We start from the raw sequence: 19,163 nt of genomic DNA, 5'->3' as shown, positions 1-19,163 counted from the left end.
CGCGAGCAAGCTCGCTCCTACATAAAGCAATAAGGTTTACGCCAGGCTCTTGCTGACCACCTCAAACACATCGCTGGACAGCTCACCCGCGCCCAGGATGCGCTCCAGCTCCGCTTTCATCAGCGCCTGCCGTGCGCTGTCGTATTTACGCCAGCGTGTCAGCGGCGCCAGTTGGCGCGAGGCGATCTGCGGGTTCAACGTATTGAGCTGGATCACCAGGTCCGCCAGGAAGCGATAGCCCGAGCCATCCGCCGCATGGAAGTTGATCAGGTTCTGCCCGGCAAATGCGCCCACCAGTGCGCGCACCTTGTTGGGGTTCTTGATGGTGAACGCCGGGTGCTCCATCAACGCCTTGACCCGCGCCAGCCCGCCCGGCAAGGTGCTGCCGGCCTGTACGCTGAACCATTGGTCCATGACCAGCGGGTTGTCCTTGAAGTTTTCGGCAAACACCGCCAAGGCCTGGGCTTTCTCTGCTTCGAACGGCGAGTTCACCAACACCGCCAACGCCGTCAGGCGTTCGGTCATGTTATCGCTGGTGTCGAACTGATCCAGGGTGGCCGCCACCACTTCTGGCTTGCCGCTGAGCATCAAGTAAGACAGCGCGATGTTCTGCAGCGCACGGCGGGCGAAGTGCTCGGCCTCTGCCACGTAAGGCGTTTGCTTGGACAGCTCGCGGTTGGCCTGGTAGCGCAGCCACAAGCCTTCGAACAGGTTGTCGGCCAGTTGCTTGCGGGCAAACTCGCGGGCAGCGTGGATAGCGTCCACGTCCGCCACCTCGCTGATTTCCGTGAGGTAGGCTTCGCTCGGCAGCGAGAGCATTTCGGCGACCATGGCCTGGTCCAGGCTTTCATCGCTCAACACCGTGCGCAGCGCGTCGATCAAGCGCTGATCAAGCTTCAGCGGCTGGCCCGCCTGGTGCTGGCCGATCAGTTCCTGCAATACCTGCACCGCCAACTGCTGGCCAGCATCCCAGCGGTTGAAACCGTCGCTGTCGTGCTGCATCAGGAACATCAGTTGATCGCGGCTGTACGGGAAGCTGAGCTTCACCGGCGCCGAGAAACCACGCAGCAACGAAGGCAAGGGTTTTTCAGCGATGTCGACGAAGGTAAACGTCTGCTCCGCTTCGGTCACCGAGATTACCCGCGAAGTGTCGCCCGCCGTCGCTTCACCGGCCAGGCGCAAGGCAATGCCGGCGCCCTGCCCGTCCAGCAAGCCCAGCTCCACCGGGATCACGAAGGGCAATTTCTCGACCTTGTCCGGAGTCGGCGGGCAGCTCTGGCGGAAGGTCAGGCTGTAGGTCTTGGCCGCCGCATCGTAGGCCTCGCTTACCGCCAGGCGCGGGGTACCTGCCTGGCTGTACCAGCGCTTGAACTGGCTGAGGTCGGCGCCATTGGCGTCTTCCATGGCCTTGATGAAGTCATCGCAGGTCACGGCCTGGCCGTCATGGCGTTCGAAATACAGGTCGCTGCCTTTGCGAAAGCCCTCGGCACCGAGCAAGGTGTGGATCATGCCGACCACTTCCGAGCCCTTTTCATACACGGTCAGGGTGTAGAAGTTGGAGATCTCGATAAAGCTGTCCGGGCGCACCGCGTGGGCCATGGGGCCGGCATCTTCAGCGAACTGGTGTGTACGCAGGTACGCCACGTCCTGGATGCGCTTGACCGTGGCCGAGTTCATGTCGGCAGAGAAGCCCGAGTCACGGAACACGGTGAAGCCTTCCTTGAGCGACAGTTGGAACCAGTCGCGGCAGGTCACGCGGTTGCCCGACCAGTTATGGAAGTATTCGTGGGCGACGATGGCTTCGACGCGCTGGTGGGCGGCATCGGTAGCGGTTTCGGCGCGGGCCAGCACGGCGCTGGAGTTGAAGATGTTAAGGCCCTTGTTCTCCATGGCGCCCATGTTGAAATCGTTGACCGCCACGATCATAAAGATGTCGAGGTCGTACTCGCGACCATAGGTTTCTTCGTCCCAGCGCATGGATTTTTTCAGGCTGGTCATGGCGTGCTGGCACTTGTCGATGTTTTCCGGCTCGACGTAGATGCGCAACGCGACTTCGCGGTTGGTCATGGTGGTGAAGCTGTCTTCGACGCACCACAGGTCACCGGCCACCAGCGCAAACAGGTACGCCGGCTTCTTGAATGGATCTTCCCAGGTCGCCCAATGCCGGCCGTCTTCGCCAGGGCCGCTGGCAATCGGATTGCCGTTGGACAACAGCACCGGGTAGCTGTGTTGCTCGGCGATCACCGTGGTGGTGAACACACTCATCACGTCCGGGCGGTCGAGGTAATAGGTGATCTTGCGGAAACCTTCGGCCTCGCACTGGGTGCAGAACATACCGCTGGATTTGTACAAGCCTTCCAGGGCGGTGTTGGTTTCCGGGTGGATCTTGACGGTGGTGTCGAGGGTGAAAGTCTCACTCTTTGGCTGCACCGTCAGGTGGCTGTCGGTCAGCTGGTAGTCAGCGTCCGTGAGCGGCTGGTCGGCCAGGTTGACACTCAACAGCTCAAGTTGCTGGCCATCGAGTACCAATGGAGGCAAACCGGCGCCGCGCTCGGGGTTGCGGCGCATCACCAACTGCGCGTGGACCAGGCTGTGGTCCTCGAACAACTCGAAGGTCAGGTGCGTCTCGTCGATCAGGTAGTCCGGCGCCTGATAGTCCTTCAGGTAAATCATCTTCGGTTGTTCGGTGCGCATGCTTGGGATCCTTCTACTGATGCACGGCGAGCTGGTAGGCCGTGTATTTACGAATGTTGATAACGCCGGTGTCGAAGATCAGGTATTGGCCCTTGATCCCCAGCAGCGTGCCTTCGGCAATCGGGTTCTTGTCCAGGTTGAAGCTGACGATCTTGGTCGGATACTGCTCGACCGGGTAGCGGATTTCAATCGGCTCGATGTCAGCAATAGTTTGGATGGCTTGCAGGCCAAAGCGTTCCTGCAAACCCAGCAAGCCCTCGGCGCAAGAGGCAAATAGCTCATCACGCACCTGCTTGAGGTCCACCGATTGCGCGTCGCCCTTGAGCAAGGCACGCCAGTTGGTCTTGTCGGCCACCTGGCTGCGAAACAGATCTTCGACGAAGCCCGATTGCTGGCGCGTCGCCACGCGCATGATCGGCAACGCCTGGCTGGCGCCCTGGTCCAGCCAACGGGTGGGCAACTGTGTAGCGCGTGTAATACCGACCTTGATCCCCGACGAGTTGGCCAGGTACACCACGTGGTCGGTCATGCAGAATGTCTCGCCCCAACCCGGATCGCGGCAGGTGCCGGCGTCGTAATGGCAACGCTCGGGGCTCATGATGCACAGGTCACACTGGGCCAGCTTGGTCATGCACGGGTAGCAATAGCCCTGGCTGAAGCTGGTCTTGGTCTTGCGCCCGCAATGGCTGCAATGAATCGCGCCCAGGTATTCCAGGCGTACATGGGTGCCGATCAACGGATTGACCGGCACCTCGGTGTCGCCCAGGCGAAAGGCGTATTGAACGGTCGGCTCACCGAGTTGCGCCGACATTTTGCTGACTGCACCGCGACCAATTTCAATCAATGGATCGCATCCGACTTGAACAGGATGTTCGCCACCGGTTCTGACTTGGACGCGCACTCCTGCGGGCCCATATAGCCGGTGCGCTGCTCTTCGGGCAGGTTCTGGATCTCCCAGGCGATCATCGCTTGCAACGACAATTCGCGCTGCTCGGCGGTGAGCTTGCGGCCATCGGACCATTTGCCGATCTCTACCGCGAGCTTGAGGCTCTCGTAGATGTCCGGGGTGATGTTTTCGATCATTTCAGCAAAAGAGGACATAAGGCTCTTCCTTATCAAAGAGACGCTTTGCGACGGTTGTACAAACCACCGAGCAAACCCGTCAAGCAACCGATGACCAACCCGCCCACATGGGCCGCGTTGGCGATTTCGCCGAAACCGATCATCGAGACCAGCCCCGACAGGCAGAGCAGCAACCACACCAGCATCATCACCAGCACCCCACGGGGCAGGCGATAGGCCGGGTTGGGCGACAATAATTGAAAGATCCAGCAGTGCCCGAGCAGGCCGTACAACACGCCGGACAAACCGCCAAACAAGCCGGGGCCACCGTAGGCGTATTGCGCGTAGTTGGAGACCAGGCTGAACAACAGGGTCAGGCCCAGCAGGTTGATGCTGCCCTGGCGCGCTTCAATGCGCCGACCCAGCTCCCAGTACCACATGCCGTTCATGGCCAGATGCAGGGTGCCGAAGTGGATGAGCATCGGCGTGACCAGGCGCCACCACTGCCCCGAGGCCAGCGTGTCGGCCAACGGCGTGAACTGGATGTACTCGCCCAGCACCCGGAACGGCAGGAAGGTCAGCCAGGCCATGGTTTGCAGGTTTTCACCCAGCAGGGTCACCGCACCCACAATCAGGCTGGCCAACAGCACCAGTGCGGTGACTGGGCTGTGGCGCACCTGCTGGACAAAACCTGGCCGCGTAACCGGCGCCTGCTCGGGAATATCCAGTTGCTGGTCGGGGTCGCCAGCGGGGAAGCGTTGATACAACACGCGCACATCGTCGCTGATGGCCTCGGGCACCCACAGCACCTGTTCACCGGCCTCCTCGCTGACGCGGTGCGGCACCTGCATGCGGTGCAGCAACTTGACGAAACCACCCAGGTCAACGCTCAGGGGCAAGCGCAATACAGCTACGGTACTCATGGAATGGCCTCTGGTCGCTCAACGTCGACCCATACGAATTTACGCGGATCCAGCTGGGTTTCCTGGTCCAGCCGATACGCCACCAGCTTGCCGTACAGCACCGCGCTGTAGTCCAGGCAGGCCAGGTTCGGGCGGATCGGCGCCGGTTTGCCGCTGCGCCAGTAGTGGCCGACGAACAACAGCGGTTCATCGACGCCATAGCGCAGCAGGGAATTCTTTTGCGTGGACGACAACGGCGTGCGTGCCACCGGCTCTGGCAAGGCGTCGGGCTGGAACACGATGTCGCCGTAGGTCTTGGGGTCGTCTTCCCAGAACTTGGTGCGAAAGAACGACCGCGTCAGGCCATCGCCACCGGTCAGGGTGAGCCCATCGGGCAGGCGCATATCGGTGCCGCGCAACAGGCGATCGAATGCATTGCAGGCGAAACTGCCCGGTACGGCGGCGGCTTGCAGGAAGTGTTGGTCGATGCAGCCGTCCGGGAAGGTGGCGCGCAGCGGCTGGATAAAACTGTCGTCCCAGCACGCGTGCACTACGCGAAAACGCCCGGCGTCGACAAACAGCGGCATGTCGTAGAACCAGCCGAGGAAGTCGTGCCAGTCGGCCGGGTGGTGTTCGAACTGGGTCAGGGTCTCTTGGATCAAGCGGGCGTGGCGCGGGTTGTGCTCACGCACGAACTGCTTGCCACTGCCCGGCGGTGCCGGCGTGGTCCAGCCCAACGCATTGAACTCGTGGTTACCCATGATGCACAGCGCCTGGCCGGCCTCGGTCATATCGTGGACGATATGCAGCGCCTCACGGATGCGTGGGCCACGGTCGATGATATCGCCCAGGAACACAGCCATGCGTGACGGATGGCGCCAAGTGCCGCCCTGCTTGTGGTAACCCAATTGGTCGAGCAAGTGCTCAAGGGTATGAGCGCAACCATGCACGTCACCAATCAGGTCGTAGCTACGCGCGGGATCGAGCATCAGTCGCCTCCACCTCCCAAGCGGCTGCCCCAGCCCAACTTGGTGCGGCACACTTCGTAGTAGTTGTGATCCAGCGGGTGGATCAAGCGCAACTTCTGTGCCTTCTTGCTCACGGTGATGGTGTCACCGGGGGCGCAGGTGAAATGGTTCTGCCCGTCGCAGGAGACTTGCGGGTAGATTTGCATGTCTTTGGACACCACGATTTTCAGCTCACTGTTGCCATCGACCACAATTGGCCGACTGGACAACATATGGGGGTACATCGGCACGATCACAATGGCATCGAGCTTGGGGTGCATGATCGGGCCGCCGGCCGACAGCGCGTAGGCGGTAGAGCCGGTGGGCGTGGCGACGATCAGGCCGTCGGCCTTCTGGCTGCAGACGAACTGGCCATCAATGTACAGCTCGAACTCGATCATGCGCGTGGACTTGCCGGGGTGCAGCACCACGTCGTTAAGGGCATCGCCCTGGCCGATCGCCTCGCCATGGCGGCGCACTTCGGCCTGCAGCAGGAAGCGGTTCTCCACCAGGTAATGGCCGTCGAGCACCTTGGCCACTTCGACTTCCAGCTCATCGGGGCGGATATCGGTCAGAAAGCCCAGGCTGCCACGGTTGATGCCCAGCACCGGCACGTTATGCCGCGCCAGCGCCCGGGCAGCGCCGAGCAGGCTGCCATCGCCACCGACCACGATGACCATGTCGCACACCTCGCCGAGCATCTTGCGCGACGAGGTTTGCAGGCCGTGGCCAGGGAGGATTTCAGCGATGGTGTCTTCGAGGATCACATGCAGGTGGCGCTCGAGCAGAAACTTCTTCAGCCGGCGGACGGTGTCCAACACCTGGGTACTGCCCAGGCGACCGATAATGCCGATATTGCGAAATTGCTCCATGGGGCTCCTGCGGGATCTGGGGTGAGGCAAAAAGAGCGATTATGGGCGAAAGGCCGCCTCAGGCAAAATCCTTTGTCGCCGCCAAGCCTTGATGACAATGGTTCTCAGGCACCTTCTGCACGCTGAAAAGGCTATGCTCGGACCATGACCCCATTCCCCGACTTGCACACCCTGCCCCGCCAACTGCGCCATCCCGAGGTGCGCGACCTGGCGTGGGTGATGCTCGCGCCGCCGATGCTGGCGCAGACGCCTTGGCCGCAGCGCCATCCGCTGGCGGGCAGTGACTGGGTGCAAGCTCCTCACCAACTCGAAGCCTGGCTGCGCCAGCTGGACCAGGACAGCAGCGCGTTGCAGCAGTGGCTGAGCCTGTCACGTACCCGGCGCCTGGGCCTGTACTACGAGCGCTTGTGGCAATTTGCGGTGCAGCATGCGCCGGGTGTGGAGTTGCTGGCCGCCAACCTGCCGATCCGCCGTGCCGGGCACACGCTGGGCGAACTGGACATGCTGCTGCGCGACCGCGATGGGGTGCATCACCTGGAACTGGCGATCAAACTCTACCTCGGCCCGCAGGACGGCAACGGCCAGGACGCTACGCAATGGCTGGGGCCTGGCTGCCATGATCGGCTGGACCGCAAACTCGCGCACCTTGCCCAGCATCAACTGCCGATCTCCGCGCGGGCAGAAAGCCGCGAAGCCTTGGCGGCGTTGGATATCCAAGCGTTCGATGCGCACTTGTGGCTCGGCGGCTATCTGCTCTACCCCTGGCCCGGCGCGGCGCACTCCCCCCTCGGCGCTCACCCGCAGCATCTGCGTGGGCGCTGGTTGCATCAGCGCGACTGGACGGACTTTGTCAGCACCCGCCCAGAGGGTCGCTGGCAACCCCTGCCCCGCCATGCCTGGCTGGCGCCCGCGCATTACCCGGCCGATGAAGTGTGGAGTGAGGTGCAGATGCAAGACTGGCTGGCAGAGCTAGACCCAATGGCCCCGGCGCAGTTGCTGGTGCGCATGGTGCCGAACGGTGAGGAGTGGGAGGAAGCCGAGCGGTTGTTTCTGGTGGCCGATCTTTGGCCGAATGTGCCGGGGACAGGCTGATAGGTGTGGGGTGTTTGAGGGCCTCATCGCAGGCAAGCCAGCTCCCACAGTTTGACCGCGCCGCTGGCTTGCCTTTTGTAGGAGCGAGCTTGCTCGCGAAAAACTCACTGACTCCGCGTTCATTCAGCAAACACGGGTTATCGTTGACGTTTTTCGCGAGCAAGCTCGCTCCTACAGAATTGACCGCAGCGCCGATTCCATGTGGGAGCTGGCTTGCCTGCGATGGCGATAGCCCAGGCGCTACAGCTTATCGATGTGCTGATACTCCAACTGCAAACCCACCGCCAATTCCTCAGCCCGCCCCAACCTGATCGGCCCACGCTCGATGTCAATCAACATGCCTGGACACTCCAATCGCGGCAGCGCGCCCATCGCCTTTAGCCGCCCATCGGTCACCACCAGCAACTTCTGTTGCTCGGCAGGATAGCGCTTGCGTCGCGCCGCCAACCAATGCCCCGCCTCGGTCAGCGCAGCCAGCAACGGCGTCCCGCCGCCCGCTCCCAACTGCTCCAACCAATCGGACAAGCCTTTCGCCGCCTTCAAACCTTGCACCTGCCACTTCGGCGATTGCCCGCTGGCCGTCAATAACGCCATACGCGCCCGTTGGCGATAAGCATCATCAAACAGCTGGGCCAGCAGCCCCTTGGCATCGGTCAGTGCCCGATGGCGCCGCGTGGACGCCGAGGCATCGACAATCACCAGCCACAGTTCAGGAGCCGACCGGCTGCGCAGGTGGAACAGCAGGTCCTCACGGCATTGCGGCCGCCCACCCAGCAACGTGCCCGGCCAATTGATCGCCCCGCGCTGTGCGCTGCGGGCCTTGCCCTGCCGGCCGGTGTTCAATCGCCCCGCCTGGGGCCGGGCATCCGCCCCCGCGTCAGGTCGGGGGCGGATGCCTAGGGCTTTTTTGGCCAGGTGGGTACATCGCGGCGTGCGCCCGTGGGCAAGGCGGGGGCGGGCATATCGCCCCACTGGCCTTGGCCGGGCGAGGTTTCAGAAGGTGACGACGACGGCCCGTCATTCGGCGGGGGCGGCGCGCCTGCCGGCGCTTGCTGCTGACGTCGATGGCGCAAGGCAAACTCCGCCACCGCGTCGATATCTTCCTGCTCGATAGCAGCGGCGCCACGCCAAGCCGCATGGGCACGGGCGCCACGCAACCAGACCAGGTCGGCACGCAGGCCGTCGACCCCAGCGGCAAAGCAGCGCTCGGTGATGCGGGCCAACGCCTGGTCATCCAGGGCGATCCTGTCTAGCCGTGCCCGTGCCAGGGTGCAGCGTTCGCGCAAGGCAGCTTGCGCTGGCGCCCACTGCGCGCAGAACGCAGCCGGGTCAGTGTCGAAATCCAGGCGACGCCGGATGATCTGCCCGCGCTCGGCGGGCAGAGTCTGCCCGCTCAAGGCCACGTTGAAGCCGAAGCGGTCGAGCAACTGCGGGCGCAACTCGCCCTCCTCCGGGTTCATGGTGCCGATCAGTACAAAGCGCGCCGCATGGCGATGGGAAATCCCGTCGCGTTCGATCAAGTTGGTGCCGCTGGCGGCTACGTCCAGCAGCAGGTCCACCAAGTGGTCGGCCAGCAGGTTGACTTCATCCACGTACAACACCCCACCGTCAGCCTTCGCCAACACACCGGGGGAGAATTGCGCACGGCCTTCGCCCAGCGCGGCATCCAGGTCCAGGGTGCCGACCAGGCGCTCTTCGGTCGCCCCCAGGGGCAAGGTTACAAACTGCCCGCTGGCCAGCAGGTCTGCCAGCCCACGGGCCAGAGTCGACTTGGCCATGCCGCGTGGCCCTTCGATCAGCACGCCGCCGATCTTCGGGTCGATGGCGGCCAGGCACAGCGCGAGCTTCAAGTCATCAGCGCCGACCACGGCGGCCAGCGGAAAATGGGGAATATCAGTCATAGTCAACTCTTAATAACGCGTTCAAACGCTCCCGCGTGGGAACGCTTCGCTGGACGCTCGGCGTCCGTTCTTGTGACGCAGAGCGTCACGGGCTGCATTCCCACGCGGAGCGTGGGAACGGTCAGCGGAGCGAGGGAATGATCAGCGGAGCGCGGGAACGAGCACTCAGCTGTCTTCTTCTATGTCCAGCAACAGGTTTTCCAAGGCTTCGCGGTACGCCCCCGGTGCCTGCCACAAGCCACGTTGCTGGGCTTCGAGCATGCGCTCGGTCATGTCGCGCAGGGCATCGGGGTTGTGCTGTTGCACAAAGGCACGGGTGTCAGGGTCCAACAGGTAGGCATCGGCGAGCAAGGCGTATTGGTGATCGTCAATCAGCGCGGTGGTAGCGTCGAAGGCGAACAGGTTGTCCACAGTCGCGGCCATTTCAAACGCGCCTTTATAGCCATGGCGCTTCACGCCTTCGATCCACTTGGGGTTGGCCGCACGGGAACGGATCACCCGGTTGAGCTCTTCCTTCAAGGTGCGGATTTTCGGCACGTCCGGCTGGCTGTGGTCGCCATGGTAGCTGGCGGCCTTTTCGCCGCTCAGGGTTTCCACGGCGGCCAGCATGCCGCCCTGGAATTGGTAGTAGTCGTTGGAGTCGAGCAAGTCGTGCTCGCGATTGTCCTGGTTCTGCAACACCGCCTTCACCTGGCTCAAACGCTGGGCAAATTGCTCGCGGGCCGCAGTGCCTTCGTCAGCGCCACCATAGGCGTAGCCACCCCAGTTCAGGTAGACCTCGGCCAAGTCCTCGCGGCTCTGCCACAAGCGCCCGTCAATCGCGCCCTGCACGCCCGCGCCATAGGCACCCGGTTTGGCGCCGAAAATGCGCCAGCCGGCCTGCTTGGCCGCGGCACCTTCATCCAGGCCCGCCTCAAGCAATGCTTGGCGTTCACTGCGTACTTTGGCGGCCAGCGGGTTCATGTCGTCGGGTTCATCCAGGGCGGCCACCGCCTGCACCGCCGCATCGAACAGGCGGATCAGGTTGGCAAACGCATCGCGGAAGAACCCGGATACGCGCAGGGTCACGTCCACCCGCGGGCGGTCCAATAAGCTGATCGGCAGGATCTCGAAATCGTCCACCCGCTGACTGCCAGTGGCCCATACCGGGCGCACGCCCATCAGTGCCATGGCCTGGGCGATATCGTCACCGCCGGTGCGCATGGTCGCGGTGCCCCATACCGACAGGCCGAGCTGGCGCAGGTGGTCGCCATGGTCTTGCAGGTGCCGCTCAAGAATCAGGTTGGCCGACTGGAAACCGAGACGCCACGCCGTGGTGGTTGGCAGGTTGCGTACGTCCACGGTAAAGAAGTTACGCCCCGTAGGCAGCACATCCAGCCGACCGCGACTCGGCGCACCGCTGGGCCCGGCCGGGACGAAACGCCCATTCAAGGCATCGAGCAAGCCGCGCATCTCTGCGGGGCCGCAAGCATCCAGGCGTGGCGCGACGACAATGCGCAGGCTTTCGATCACCGACTTCACCTCCTGCCAGCCGGGCTCTTCCAACTGTTCGATGGGGCCTTCCAATGCCTGCTCGATCAAGCGCGCCGCGTACAACTCCAGACGTTCACGGGTATCCCCGGCCGTACGCCACAGCTGATCGTCAATCTTCTGCAACACCAACGGGCGCCGCCCCGTCCAGGGCTCGGCCAGTGCACAATCGAGCGGATCAAACCCCAGGTCGAATGCCTTGGCCAACACACGCAGCAGACTCGACTGCGGGCCCCGGCCATCGCCACGGGGAATGCGCAACAGCGCCAGCAAGGTGTCGATACGCAAACGGCCCTCGGGCGACTCGCCAAAGATATGCAGGCCATCGCGGATCTGCGATTCCTTCAAGTCGCACAGGTAGGTATCCAGGCGCGGCAGCCACACCGCCGCATCCGCCTCACTGCCCAGTTCAAGCTCCTGGTCGATACGGGTTTCGCGCACCAGCTTGAGGATGTCTTTTTGCAGCTCCAGCGCACGGCGCGGGTCGAGCAATTGCGCCTCGTAATATTCGTCGGCCAATAACTCAAGGTCACGCAGCGGGCCGTAGGTTTCGGCGCGGGTCAGCGGTGGCATCAGGTGGTCGATGATCACCGCCTGGGTGCGCCGCTTGGCCTGGGCGCCCTCACCCGGGTCGTTGACGATAAACGGGTAGACATTCGGCAGCGGCCCCAGCAATGCATCCGGCCAGCAGTGCTCCGACAGGCCCACGCCTTTGCCGGGCAGCCACTCCAGGTTGCCGTGCTTGCCCACATGGATCACGCCGTGGGCGCGGTAGGTATGGCGTAGCCAGAAATAGAACGCCAGGTAGCCATGGGGCGGCACCAGGTCCGGGTCGTGGTACACCGCGCTGGCATCTACCTGGTAACCCCGGGCCGGCTGGATGCCGACAAAGGTCAGGCCCAGGCGCAGGCCGGCGACCATCAAGCGGCCATCGCGGCACATCGGATCGTTTTGCGGCGCGCCCCAACGCTCCAGCACGGCCTGGCGATTGGAGGCCGGCAAACGATCAAACATCGCCTGGTATTCCACAAGGCTCAGGCTTTGATGGCAGGGGCGCAGGTCGAGGCTGTCGAGATCGTTGGTGACGCCGCCGAGCAGTTCATGGATCAGCGCGGTGCCGCTGTCGGGCAGCCGCTCCGCCACCGGGTAGCCCTCGGCTTGCAAGGCGCGCAGGATATTCAGCGCTGCCGCAGGGGTGTCCAAGCCTACGCCGTTGCCGATGCGACCGTCGCGGGTCGGGTAGTTGGCGAGGATCAACGCAATCCGTTTCTCGGCATTGGGCACCCGCGCCAACTCGACCCAACGGCGTGCCAGCTCAGCGACAAAATCCATGCGTTCGGGCGCTGCGCGGTAGCACACCACGTCCGACTGGCTGCGCTCGCTGCGCCAGGCCAGGTCCTTGAAACTGATCGGCCGGCTGATGATGCGCCCGTCAAGCTCCGGCAAGGCAATGTGCATCGCCAGGTCGCGGGGCCCCAGGCCTTGTTCGCTGGCCTGCCAGCCGGGTTGGTTGTCCTGGGCGCAGATCGCCTGGATCACCGGGATATTGCGGCGAAACGGGCGCAAATGCGGCGCTTCCGGGCTCGATTGGGCAAAGCCGGTGGTGTTCAGAATTACCGCGGCTTGCACGTCATCCAACAGGTCCTCGACCACCGAGAGGCAGCCGGGTTCTTTCAAACTGGCCACCGCGATAGGCAAGGGGTTGAGGCCCGCCGCCTGTAAGCGCTGGCAGAACACATCAATAAAACCGGTATTGGCAGCCTGTAAATGGGAGCGGTAGAACAGCACCGCAGCCACAGGCCAATCGGGCTGCCAATCGGCCTGCCAGTCATTGAGGCGGGCATTGGCGTTGTGCGGGTGATAGATCGCCGTGCGCGGCAGCGCTTGCGGCTCGGCCCAGGCATAGTCGCGGCCCAGGTGGGCACTGGCCAGGCAGTGATAAAAATCCAGGGCATTGCCCAGGCCACCTTGGCGCAGGAAGTGCCACAGGCGCTCGCGGTGTTCGGCAGCAACAGTGCTCAGGCCGCTGAGTTCCGGGTCCGGACGGTCGTCACCCGGCACCAGGATCAGGGTGACGCCGCGTTCGGCCAACTCCACCAGGCGCTCGATGCCGTAGCGCCAATACCCGATACCGCCGTGCAATGACAGCAGGATGACCTTGGCGTGGCGCAATACCTCGTCCACGTACAGGTCGACCGAGGCATGGTTCTGCACCTGCATCGGGTTGGCCAGGCGCAGGCTGGGGTAATCCTCGGGCAATTGCTGGGCGGCTTCGGCGAGCAGCGCCAGGCTGGAGTCGCCGCTGCACAGGATCACCAGTTCAGCGGGGGTCTGGCCAAGGTCGGCAATATTGTCGTCCGCGACGAAACCACCGGGTTGGGTCCTGAGCAGGTGCATGGTTAAACGCTGAGGGCAGCGCGCAATTGCGCTTCGAGGCCAGCGGCGTCCAGTTCCTGGCCGATCAGCACCAGGCGCGTGGTGCGTGCTTCGTCAGCGCCCCAGGCACGGTCGAAGTGTTTGTCAAAGCGCGTGCCCACACCCTGGATCAGCAGGCGCATCGGTTTGTTGGGGATCGCGGCGAAACCTTTCACCCGCAGGATGCCGTGCTGCACCACCAATTGGGTCAGGGCGTCGAGCAGCAGCGCCTCATCGGCTTGGGGCAAGTCGATGGAGATGGAGTCAAAGGCATCGTGATCGTGGTCGTCTTCACCCTCGTGGTGATGGTCGTGATGGCTGTGACGCCCGTCGATATGCTCTTCGGAACCGGCGCCCAGGCCGATCAGCACGTCCAGGGGCAGACGACCGCTGCTGGCTTCGATGATCTTCACCGCCGGCGGCAGTTCTTCGGCCACTTCCAGGCGCACGCGGGCCAGGTCTTCGGCGCTGATCAGGTCGGCTTTGTTGAGGATCACCAGGTCGGCGCTGGCCAGTTGGTCGGCGAACAGCTCGTGCAACGGCGACTCGTGGTCCAGGTTGGGGTCAAGTTTGCGCTGGGCGTCGACCTGATCCGGGAAGGCGGCAAAGGTACCGGCGGCCACGGCTGGGCTGTCGACTACGGTGATCACCGCGTCAACGGTGCAGGCGCTGCGGATTTCCGGCCACTGGAAGGCTTGCACCAACGGCTTGGGCAGGGCCAGGCCCGAGGTTTCGATGAGGATATGGTCCAGGTCACCGCGACGGGCGACCAGTTCGCGCATCACCGGAAAGAACTCTTCCTGCACGGTGCAGCACAGGCAACCGTTGGCCAGCTCGTAGACGCGGCCATTGGCCTCTTCTTCGGTGCAACCGATAGAACACTGCTTGAGGATTTCCCCGTCGATGCCCAGCTCGCCGAACTCGTTGACGATCACCGCAATGCGACGGCCCTGGGCGTTGTCGAGCATATGGCGCAACAGCGTGGTTTTGCCCGAGCCAAGGAAGCCGGTAACGATGGTGACGGGAAGTTTGGCCAGTGTTTTCATCGGATGCCCTTTGGGGCGGGCATACGGGACGACAGGCCCTGCGGCAGCGCGCAGCAGCGGATTTCGTCACCGGATCACCCCGCCCGGTTGAATTGGAAAATCGGTTGCGAGGCAGGTCTCCTGGCTTGGGGTGTGCAGGTCTTGCGACCAACGCTGACTGCGCCTTCCCGCCCTATCGGCAGTGGCGTGGCAGTCAACTGAACCCTTCACAGTTGCGGGGGCAGCCGCGGCTTGAACCGCGTTCCCTTCTTAGCTTCGGCCTGGGCCGAAGAACCTCGAAGGTGCAAGGCTACAGTGGCTTGCAGCATTTGACTACCGTCCCGGCCCATGCTCTCCTACACGCCTTGTTTCGGGTGCCCTTCACAGGGTGAAACGGGAAACCGGTGCGTCATAGACCTATGACCAGTCCGGTGCTGCCCCCGCAACGGTAAGCGAGCGAAGCGTCACGGCCACTGTGCTTTATGCATGGGAAGGCGATGCTTTCAGGAGGACTCTTTCAAGAGCCGCCCCTCGCAAGCCCGGAGACCGGCCCGAAAAATTCAGATAACAAACCCGCGGTGGGCGGGCGCTGTTCAGAACCCTGCGTGCCTGGCGCGTGGGGTTTTCATGCGCTCGTTTCACCCTGACACCTGAAAGGGACGCGCCATGTCGATCATCAGCAGCACTTCGCACACCGCTACTAGCACCGCCACCCTCAGCCAACGCCTGACCGCCGCCATCGGTGCGTCGATACTCGGCGCGTGTTTGGTGTATTTCGCCGGGTTCTCGCATATCGAGGCGGTGCACAACGCCGCCCACGATACCCGCCACAGCGCCGCGTTCCCGTGCCATTGAGAGCTGCCGACATGATCAAGCGTATTGCGCAAACCGCAGGGTTCACTGGGCTTTTGGCTGCCTTGCTGCTGACCCTGCTGCAAAGTTTCTGGGTGGCACCGCTGATCCTGCAGGCGGAAAGCTTTGAAAAAGCCCCGCCAGCCGCTGAAGTGGTGCACGAGCACGCCGCTGGCGCTGCTGCCCACAGCCACGATGCCCAAGCCTGGGAGCCGGAAGATGGCTGGCAGCGTGTGTTGTCCACCACTGGAGGCAACCTGGTGGTGGCCGTAGGCTTTGCACTGATGCTCGCCGGCCTCTACACGCTGCGCGCGCCGACCCGCGCCGCCCAAGGCCTGCTCTGGGGCCTGGCCGGCTACGCGACCTTTGTACTGGCACCCACCCTGGGCCTGCCACCGGAACTGCCCGGCACTGCGGCGGCTGACCTGACGCTACGCCAGACCTGGTGGATCGGCACCGCAGCCTCCACCGCTGCAGGCCTGGCGCTGATCGTGTTCGGCCGCAACTGGCTGTTGAAAGGCCTTGGGCTGGCGATCCTTGCCGTACCCCACGTCATCGGCGCTCCGCAACCTGAGGTACATTCAATGCTGGCCCCGGAGGCGCTCGAAGCGCAGTTCAAGATCGCCTCGCAGTTGACCAACGTCGCCTTCTGGCTGGCCCTGGGCCTGATCAGCGCCTGGTTGTTCCGCCGCAACGGCGACGACCAATACTCGGCATGATGCTGGTTGTCGGTTTGGGCTGCCAGCGTGGCTGTGAGGTTCACAGCCTGCTGGCGTTGCTGGACGGAGCCCTGGTCGCGGCAGGCATTGATCGCTCACGCATAACTGCGCTGGCAAGCATTGATCGCAAGCGCGATGAACCTGGGCTGCTGGCGCTGGCCCAGCGGTTGAACCTGCCCTTGCAGTGCTTCAGCGCCGAGCGACTGGCGGACTATGAGCATCGGCTAAGTCATCTCTCAACGCTGGCGTTTGCCCATACCGGCTGTTATGGGGTGGCCGAAAGCGCCGCCCTGGCCCTGGCCGAGCACCTGTCCAACGGCCCCGCGCGCCTGCTGATCACCCGCCAGAAAAGCGCACAGGCCACCCTTGCATTGGCCTGCGCGGGCTAAAATCCCGATAATTGCCGCTTTTGAGCATGAGCCGTGTTCATGCTCACCCGTTTCTGAACAGGACTTCTCCATGACCGTCTACTTTATCGGCGCCGGCCCCGGCGACCCGGAATTGATCACCGTCAAAGGCCAGCGACTGATCCGCAGTTGCCCGGTGATCATCTACGCCGGCTCGCTGGTGCCCGCCGCCGTACTGGAAGGTCATCAGGCGTTCCAGGTGGTCAACAGTGCCGAGCTGCACCTGGAACAGATCATGGAGTTGATCAAGACGGCCCATGCCAAAGGCCAGGATGTGGCGCGGGTGCACTCCGGCGATCCCAGCCTGTATGGGGCGATTGGCGAGCAGATCCGCCACTTGCGGGAAGTGGGTATTCCTTTTCAGATCATTCCCGGGGTTACGGCAGTAGCGGCCTGCGCCGCGTTGCTGGAAACCGAGCTGACTCTGCCGGACATCGCCCAGAGCGTGATCCTGACCCGCTACGCCGACAAAACCAACATGCCGCCCGGTGAGAGCTTCGACAGCCTGGCCCGCCATGGTACGACCATGGCGATTCACTTGGGGGTCAATCACCTGGAAAAGATCGTCGTCGAACTGCTGCCCCACTATGGCGCTGATTGCCCAATTGCCGTGGTGCACCGAGCGACCTGGCCGGATCAGGATTGGGTTGTCGGCACCCTGACAGATATTGCCGCCAAGGTCACAGCCAAGGGGTTCCGGCGCACGGCGCTGATTGTGGTGGGCCGGGTGCTGGCCAGCGACAGTTTCGGCGAGTCGTCGCTGTATCGGGCCGGGCATGCCCACCTTTACAGACCCTGATTATGTGGGGTGGCTTGCCCTAATCCCCGTAGGAGCGAGCTTGCTCGCGAAAACCCCATAGGCGCCGCGCTTATTCAGCAAGCATGCATTATCGTTGACGCTTTTCGCGAGCAAGCTCGCTCCTACAAAGAGCGCATAAAAAAACGGCGCTCACGGGGCGCCGTTTTTTATGCTCGCAGTGAACACCTTACTCAGTAGTAGGCGTTTTCTTTCTGCGTGTGGTCGGTCACATCACGTACACCCTTGAGCTCCGGGATGCGTTCGAGCAGGGTGCGCTCGATACCTGCGCGCAGGGTTACGTCCGCCTGGCCGCAGCCTTGGCAGCCGCCGCCGAACTTCAGTACGGCGATACCGTCATCCACCACGTCGATCAGGCTCACCTGGCCGCCATGACTGGCCAGCCCCGGGTTGATCTCGGTTTGCAGGTAATAGTTGATGCGCTCATTGACCGGGCTGTCGGCGTTGACGTTCGGCACCTTGGCGTTGGGGGCCTTGATGGTCAACTGGCCGCCCATACGGTCGGTGGCGTAGTCGACCACGGCGTCGTCCAGAAAGGCTTCGCTGAAGGCGTCGATATACGCGGTGAAGCTTTTGAGCCCCAGAGCAGTGTCTTCAGGCTTTTCTTCGCCGGGCTTGCAGTAGGCAATGCAAGTCTCGGCGTACTGGGTGCCGGGCTGGGTGATAAAGACGCGGATGCCGATACCTGGGGTGTTCTGCTTGGACAGCAGGTCAGCCAGGTAATCGTGGGCGGCGTCGGTAATGGTTATGGCAGTCATGGAAACTCCTCACAGGCTTGCCCGCAGTTTACGCCAAATCATTACAGAGGTACAAAGTCCTAGTATTTTTGTCGGGAAATTATTTCCGGGCCCTCAATACCCCACCAACGCTTGAGCATCCGATAGGTTCCCTTCTCCAACCATTGGTAACTGCCATAGGAACCCAACAGTATCAGTACGATGCAAACCGCCAGGACTGCGTAGGGATCCATACCCGTTCGCTCGACAACCCATCGCCCGGCGACCAGTACGAGCACATGGATCAAGTACACCGAATAAGAGCAATCGCCGAGCATCTTCAATACCCTGGAACCCTTGAAACAGGGCTCTAATGTCACGCAACTGATGACCAAGAGTGCACTGGGCACGCCCCACTCCAACGCGCGGGGAACATCGGCCCCGTGATAAATCGCCGCCAGGGCAGCCATGATCCCCAGCAACGGCAGCCACGGTTTGGCCCGACACAGGCCGCGGCGATACAGCATGCCAATCCCGATACCCATCAGAAACTCGATGACAATGTCATCGCGGTAAAAACCACCGGCCAGGTCGAAGGCCGGCCCGATGAGGTCACACACCAGGTACAACAGCACCGCTACCATCCATAGCCGATAGTCCCGGTGAACCAGCAAGGCACAGGCGAACAGCACGTAAAACAGCATCTCGAAGTTCAATGTCCACCCCACATCCAACAGCGGATAGATGCCGTACCCACCGGGGTTCTGCGCAGGCACAAAGAGCATCGACAGAAGTACGTGGCTCAGTTCCAGTCGCACCTCTGGAAACATCGAGGGCACCGCTGACACCAGAAGGGCCAAGAGCAAGGTGTAAAACCAGTACGCCGGAGCGATCCTGGCCACGCGCATCAGCATGAAACGCCAGGGGGTCAGTGCCTTGTCAGCGCTCGCCAGGAAAATCACCAGGCCGCTGATCACAAAGAACACATCCACCCCGATACCGCCTTTATCGGCGAGCAGATACTCCAGCGCGTTGTGGGCTTCAAAGTCGAAAAACAACTGCATGAAATGGTGGCCTACCACCATCCACGCCGCCAAGGCACGTAGCGCCTGCACTGAAATCAACATCGTCGGAGAACCTTTTCCAGTCTGT

At 62.7% G+C, this 19,163-nt stretch carries 17 protein-coding genes and 2 riboswitches; of the genes, 5 read left to right on the top strand and 12 right to left on the bottom strand.

The genetic code is table 11. From position 1 onward, the window contains the following. Window positions 1-36 precede the first annotated feature (36 nt). From pepN to HBO10_RS25980, 6 genes are read right to left on the bottom strand one after another with little or no spacing between them, the layout of a single operon-like run. The gene (gene pepN, locus HBO10_RS26005) at window positions 37-2,694 is read right to left on the bottom strand and encodes an aminopeptidase N (RefSeq protein ID WP_034126051.1); all 2,658 of its coding nucleotides are present in this window, start codon (window positions 2,692-2,694) and stop codon (window positions 37-39) included. Window positions 2,695-2,707: 13 nt separating this feature from the next. Next, window positions 2,708-3,538 (bottom strand): DUF2797 domain-containing protein, encoded by an 831-nt coding sequence (locus HBO10_RS26000; RefSeq protein ID WP_003190752.1) that lies wholly within the window; start codon window positions 3,536-3,538, stop codon window positions 2,708-2,710. Next, a complete protein-coding gene (locus tag HBO10_RS25995; RefSeq protein WP_005788688.1) occupies window positions 3,535-3,795 on the bottom strand; it encodes a DUF1315 family protein in 261 nt (86 codons plus the stop codon). Before HBO10_RS25995 ends, HBO10_RS26000 begins: the two co-directional genes overlap by 4 nt. A gap of 14 nt (window positions 3,796-3,809) precedes the next feature. Continuing rightward, entirely contained in the window at window positions 3,810-4,679 is an 870-nt protein-coding gene (locus tag HBO10_RS25990; protein ID WP_034126052.1) for a rhomboid family intramembrane serine protease, read from the bottom strand. Then, on the bottom strand, window positions 4,676-5,650 hold the full coding sequence (locus HBO10_RS25985; protein ID WP_161793215.1) for a metallophosphoesterase: 975 nt from the start codon (window positions 5,648-5,650) through the stop codon (window positions 4,676-4,678). Before HBO10_RS25985 ends, HBO10_RS25990 begins: the two co-directional genes overlap by 4 nt. Beyond that, entirely contained in the window at window positions 5,647-6,537 is an 891-nt protein-coding gene (locus HBO10_RS25980; protein WP_003217892.1) for an NAD(+) kinase, read from the bottom strand. The genes HBO10_RS25985 and HBO10_RS25980 overlap by 4 nt, the downstream gene beginning before the upstream one ends. Before the next feature lie 144 nt (window positions 6,538-6,681). Between HBO10_RS25980 and HBO10_RS25975 the strand changes: the two genes are divergently transcribed. Further along, window positions 6,682-7,629, top strand: a complete 948-nt coding sequence (locus tag HBO10_RS25975) for a DUF1853 family protein (protein ID WP_034126053.1) — start codon at window positions 6,682-6,684, stop codon at window positions 7,627-7,629. Window positions 7,630-7,869: 240 nt separating this feature from the next. Here HBO10_RS25975 and HBO10_RS25970 read toward each other — a convergent pair whose 3' ends face one another. The 4 genes from HBO10_RS25970 to cobW form a co-directional block, all read right to left on the bottom strand. Continuing rightward, on the bottom strand, window positions 7,870-8,472 hold the full coding sequence (locus tag HBO10_RS25970) for a VWA domain-containing protein (RefSeq protein WP_034126054.1): 603 nt from the start codon (window positions 8,470-8,472) through the stop codon (window positions 7,870-7,872). A gap of 53 nt (window positions 8,473-8,525) precedes the next feature. Next, the gene (locus HBO10_RS25965; RefSeq protein WP_034126055.1) at window positions 8,526-9,530 is read right to left on the bottom strand and encodes an AAA family ATPase; all 1,005 of its coding nucleotides are present in this window, start codon (window positions 9,528-9,530) and stop codon (window positions 8,526-8,528) included. Window positions 9,531-9,695: 165 nt separating this feature from the next. Next, window positions 9,696-13,457, bottom strand: coding sequence for a cobaltochelatase subunit CobN (gene cobN / locus HBO10_RS25960; RefSeq protein ID WP_034126056.1), 3,762 nt, complete (start codon window positions 13,455-13,457; stop codon window positions 9,696-9,698). A gap of 2 nt (window positions 13,458-13,459) precedes the next feature. Then, window positions 13,460-14,521 (bottom strand): cobalamin biosynthesis protein CobW, encoded by a 1,062-nt coding sequence (cobW, locus tag HBO10_RS25955; RefSeq protein ID WP_034126057.1) that lies wholly within the window; start codon window positions 14,519-14,521, stop codon window positions 13,460-13,462. 92 nt (window positions 14,522-14,613) lie between these two features. Beyond that, window positions 14,614-14,814, bottom strand: a riboswitch (cobalamin riboswitch). 41 nt (window positions 14,815-14,855) lie between these two features. After that, a riboswitch (cobalamin riboswitch) is annotated at window positions 14,856-15,070 on the top strand. Window positions 15,071-15,166: 96 nt separating this feature from the next. Here cobW and HBO10_RS25950 point away from each other — a divergent pair. The 4 genes from HBO10_RS25950 (at window position 15,167) to cobM (ending at window position 17,277) form a co-directional block, all read left to right on the top strand. Continuing rightward, on the top strand, window positions 15,167-15,355 hold the full coding sequence (locus HBO10_RS25950) for a CbtB-domain containing protein (protein WP_003190735.1): 189 nt from the start codon (window positions 15,167-15,169) through the stop codon (window positions 15,353-15,355). Between the two features lie 11 nt (window positions 15,356-15,366). Next, window positions 15,367-16,071 carry a CbtA family protein gene (locus HBO10_RS25945; RefSeq protein ID WP_034126058.1) on the top strand — a complete coding sequence of 235 codons (705 nt, stop codon included), beginning with the start codon at window positions 15,367-15,369 and terminating at the stop codon, window positions 16,069-16,071. Then, window positions 16,068-16,460 (top strand): cobalamin biosynthesis protein, encoded by a 393-nt coding sequence (locus HBO10_RS25940; protein WP_169922155.1) that lies wholly within the window; start codon window positions 16,068-16,070, stop codon window positions 16,458-16,460. The genes HBO10_RS25945 and HBO10_RS25940 overlap by 4 nt, the downstream gene beginning before the upstream one ends. 70 nt (window positions 16,461-16,530) lie before the next feature. Beyond that, complete coding sequence (gene cobM, locus HBO10_RS25935; RefSeq protein WP_034126060.1) at window positions 16,531-17,277, top strand: precorrin-4 C(11)-methyltransferase; 747 nt, start codon at window positions 16,531-16,533, stop codon at window positions 17,275-17,277. Between the two features lie 191 nt (window positions 17,278-17,468). Here the strand turns inward: cobM and nfuA are convergent, their stop codons facing one another. Together nfuA and HBO10_RS25925 are read right to left on the bottom strand one after the other, a co-directional pair. After that, entirely contained in the window at window positions 17,469-18,053 is a 585-nt protein-coding gene (gene nfuA / locus HBO10_RS25930; RefSeq protein ID WP_034126061.1) for a Fe-S biogenesis protein NfuA, read from the bottom strand. Window positions 18,054-18,112: 59 nt separating this feature from the next. Continuing rightward, window positions 18,113-19,138: an acyltransferase gene (locus HBO10_RS25925; RefSeq protein ID WP_034126062.1), complete on the bottom strand. Its 1,026-nt coding sequence runs from the start codon at window positions 19,136-19,138 to the stop codon at window positions 18,113-18,115. Window positions 19,139-19,163: the final 25 nt, after the last annotated feature.

It is taken from the genome of Pseudomonas sp. WS 5503 (assembly GCF_012985385.1).
GTDB lineage: Bacteria > Pseudomonadota > Gammaproteobacteria > Pseudomonadales > Pseudomonadaceae > Aquipseudomonas > Aquipseudomonas paracarnis.
Note: the sequence above shows the minus strand (reverse complement) of the source record. Positions and strands in the feature narration are given on the sequence as shown.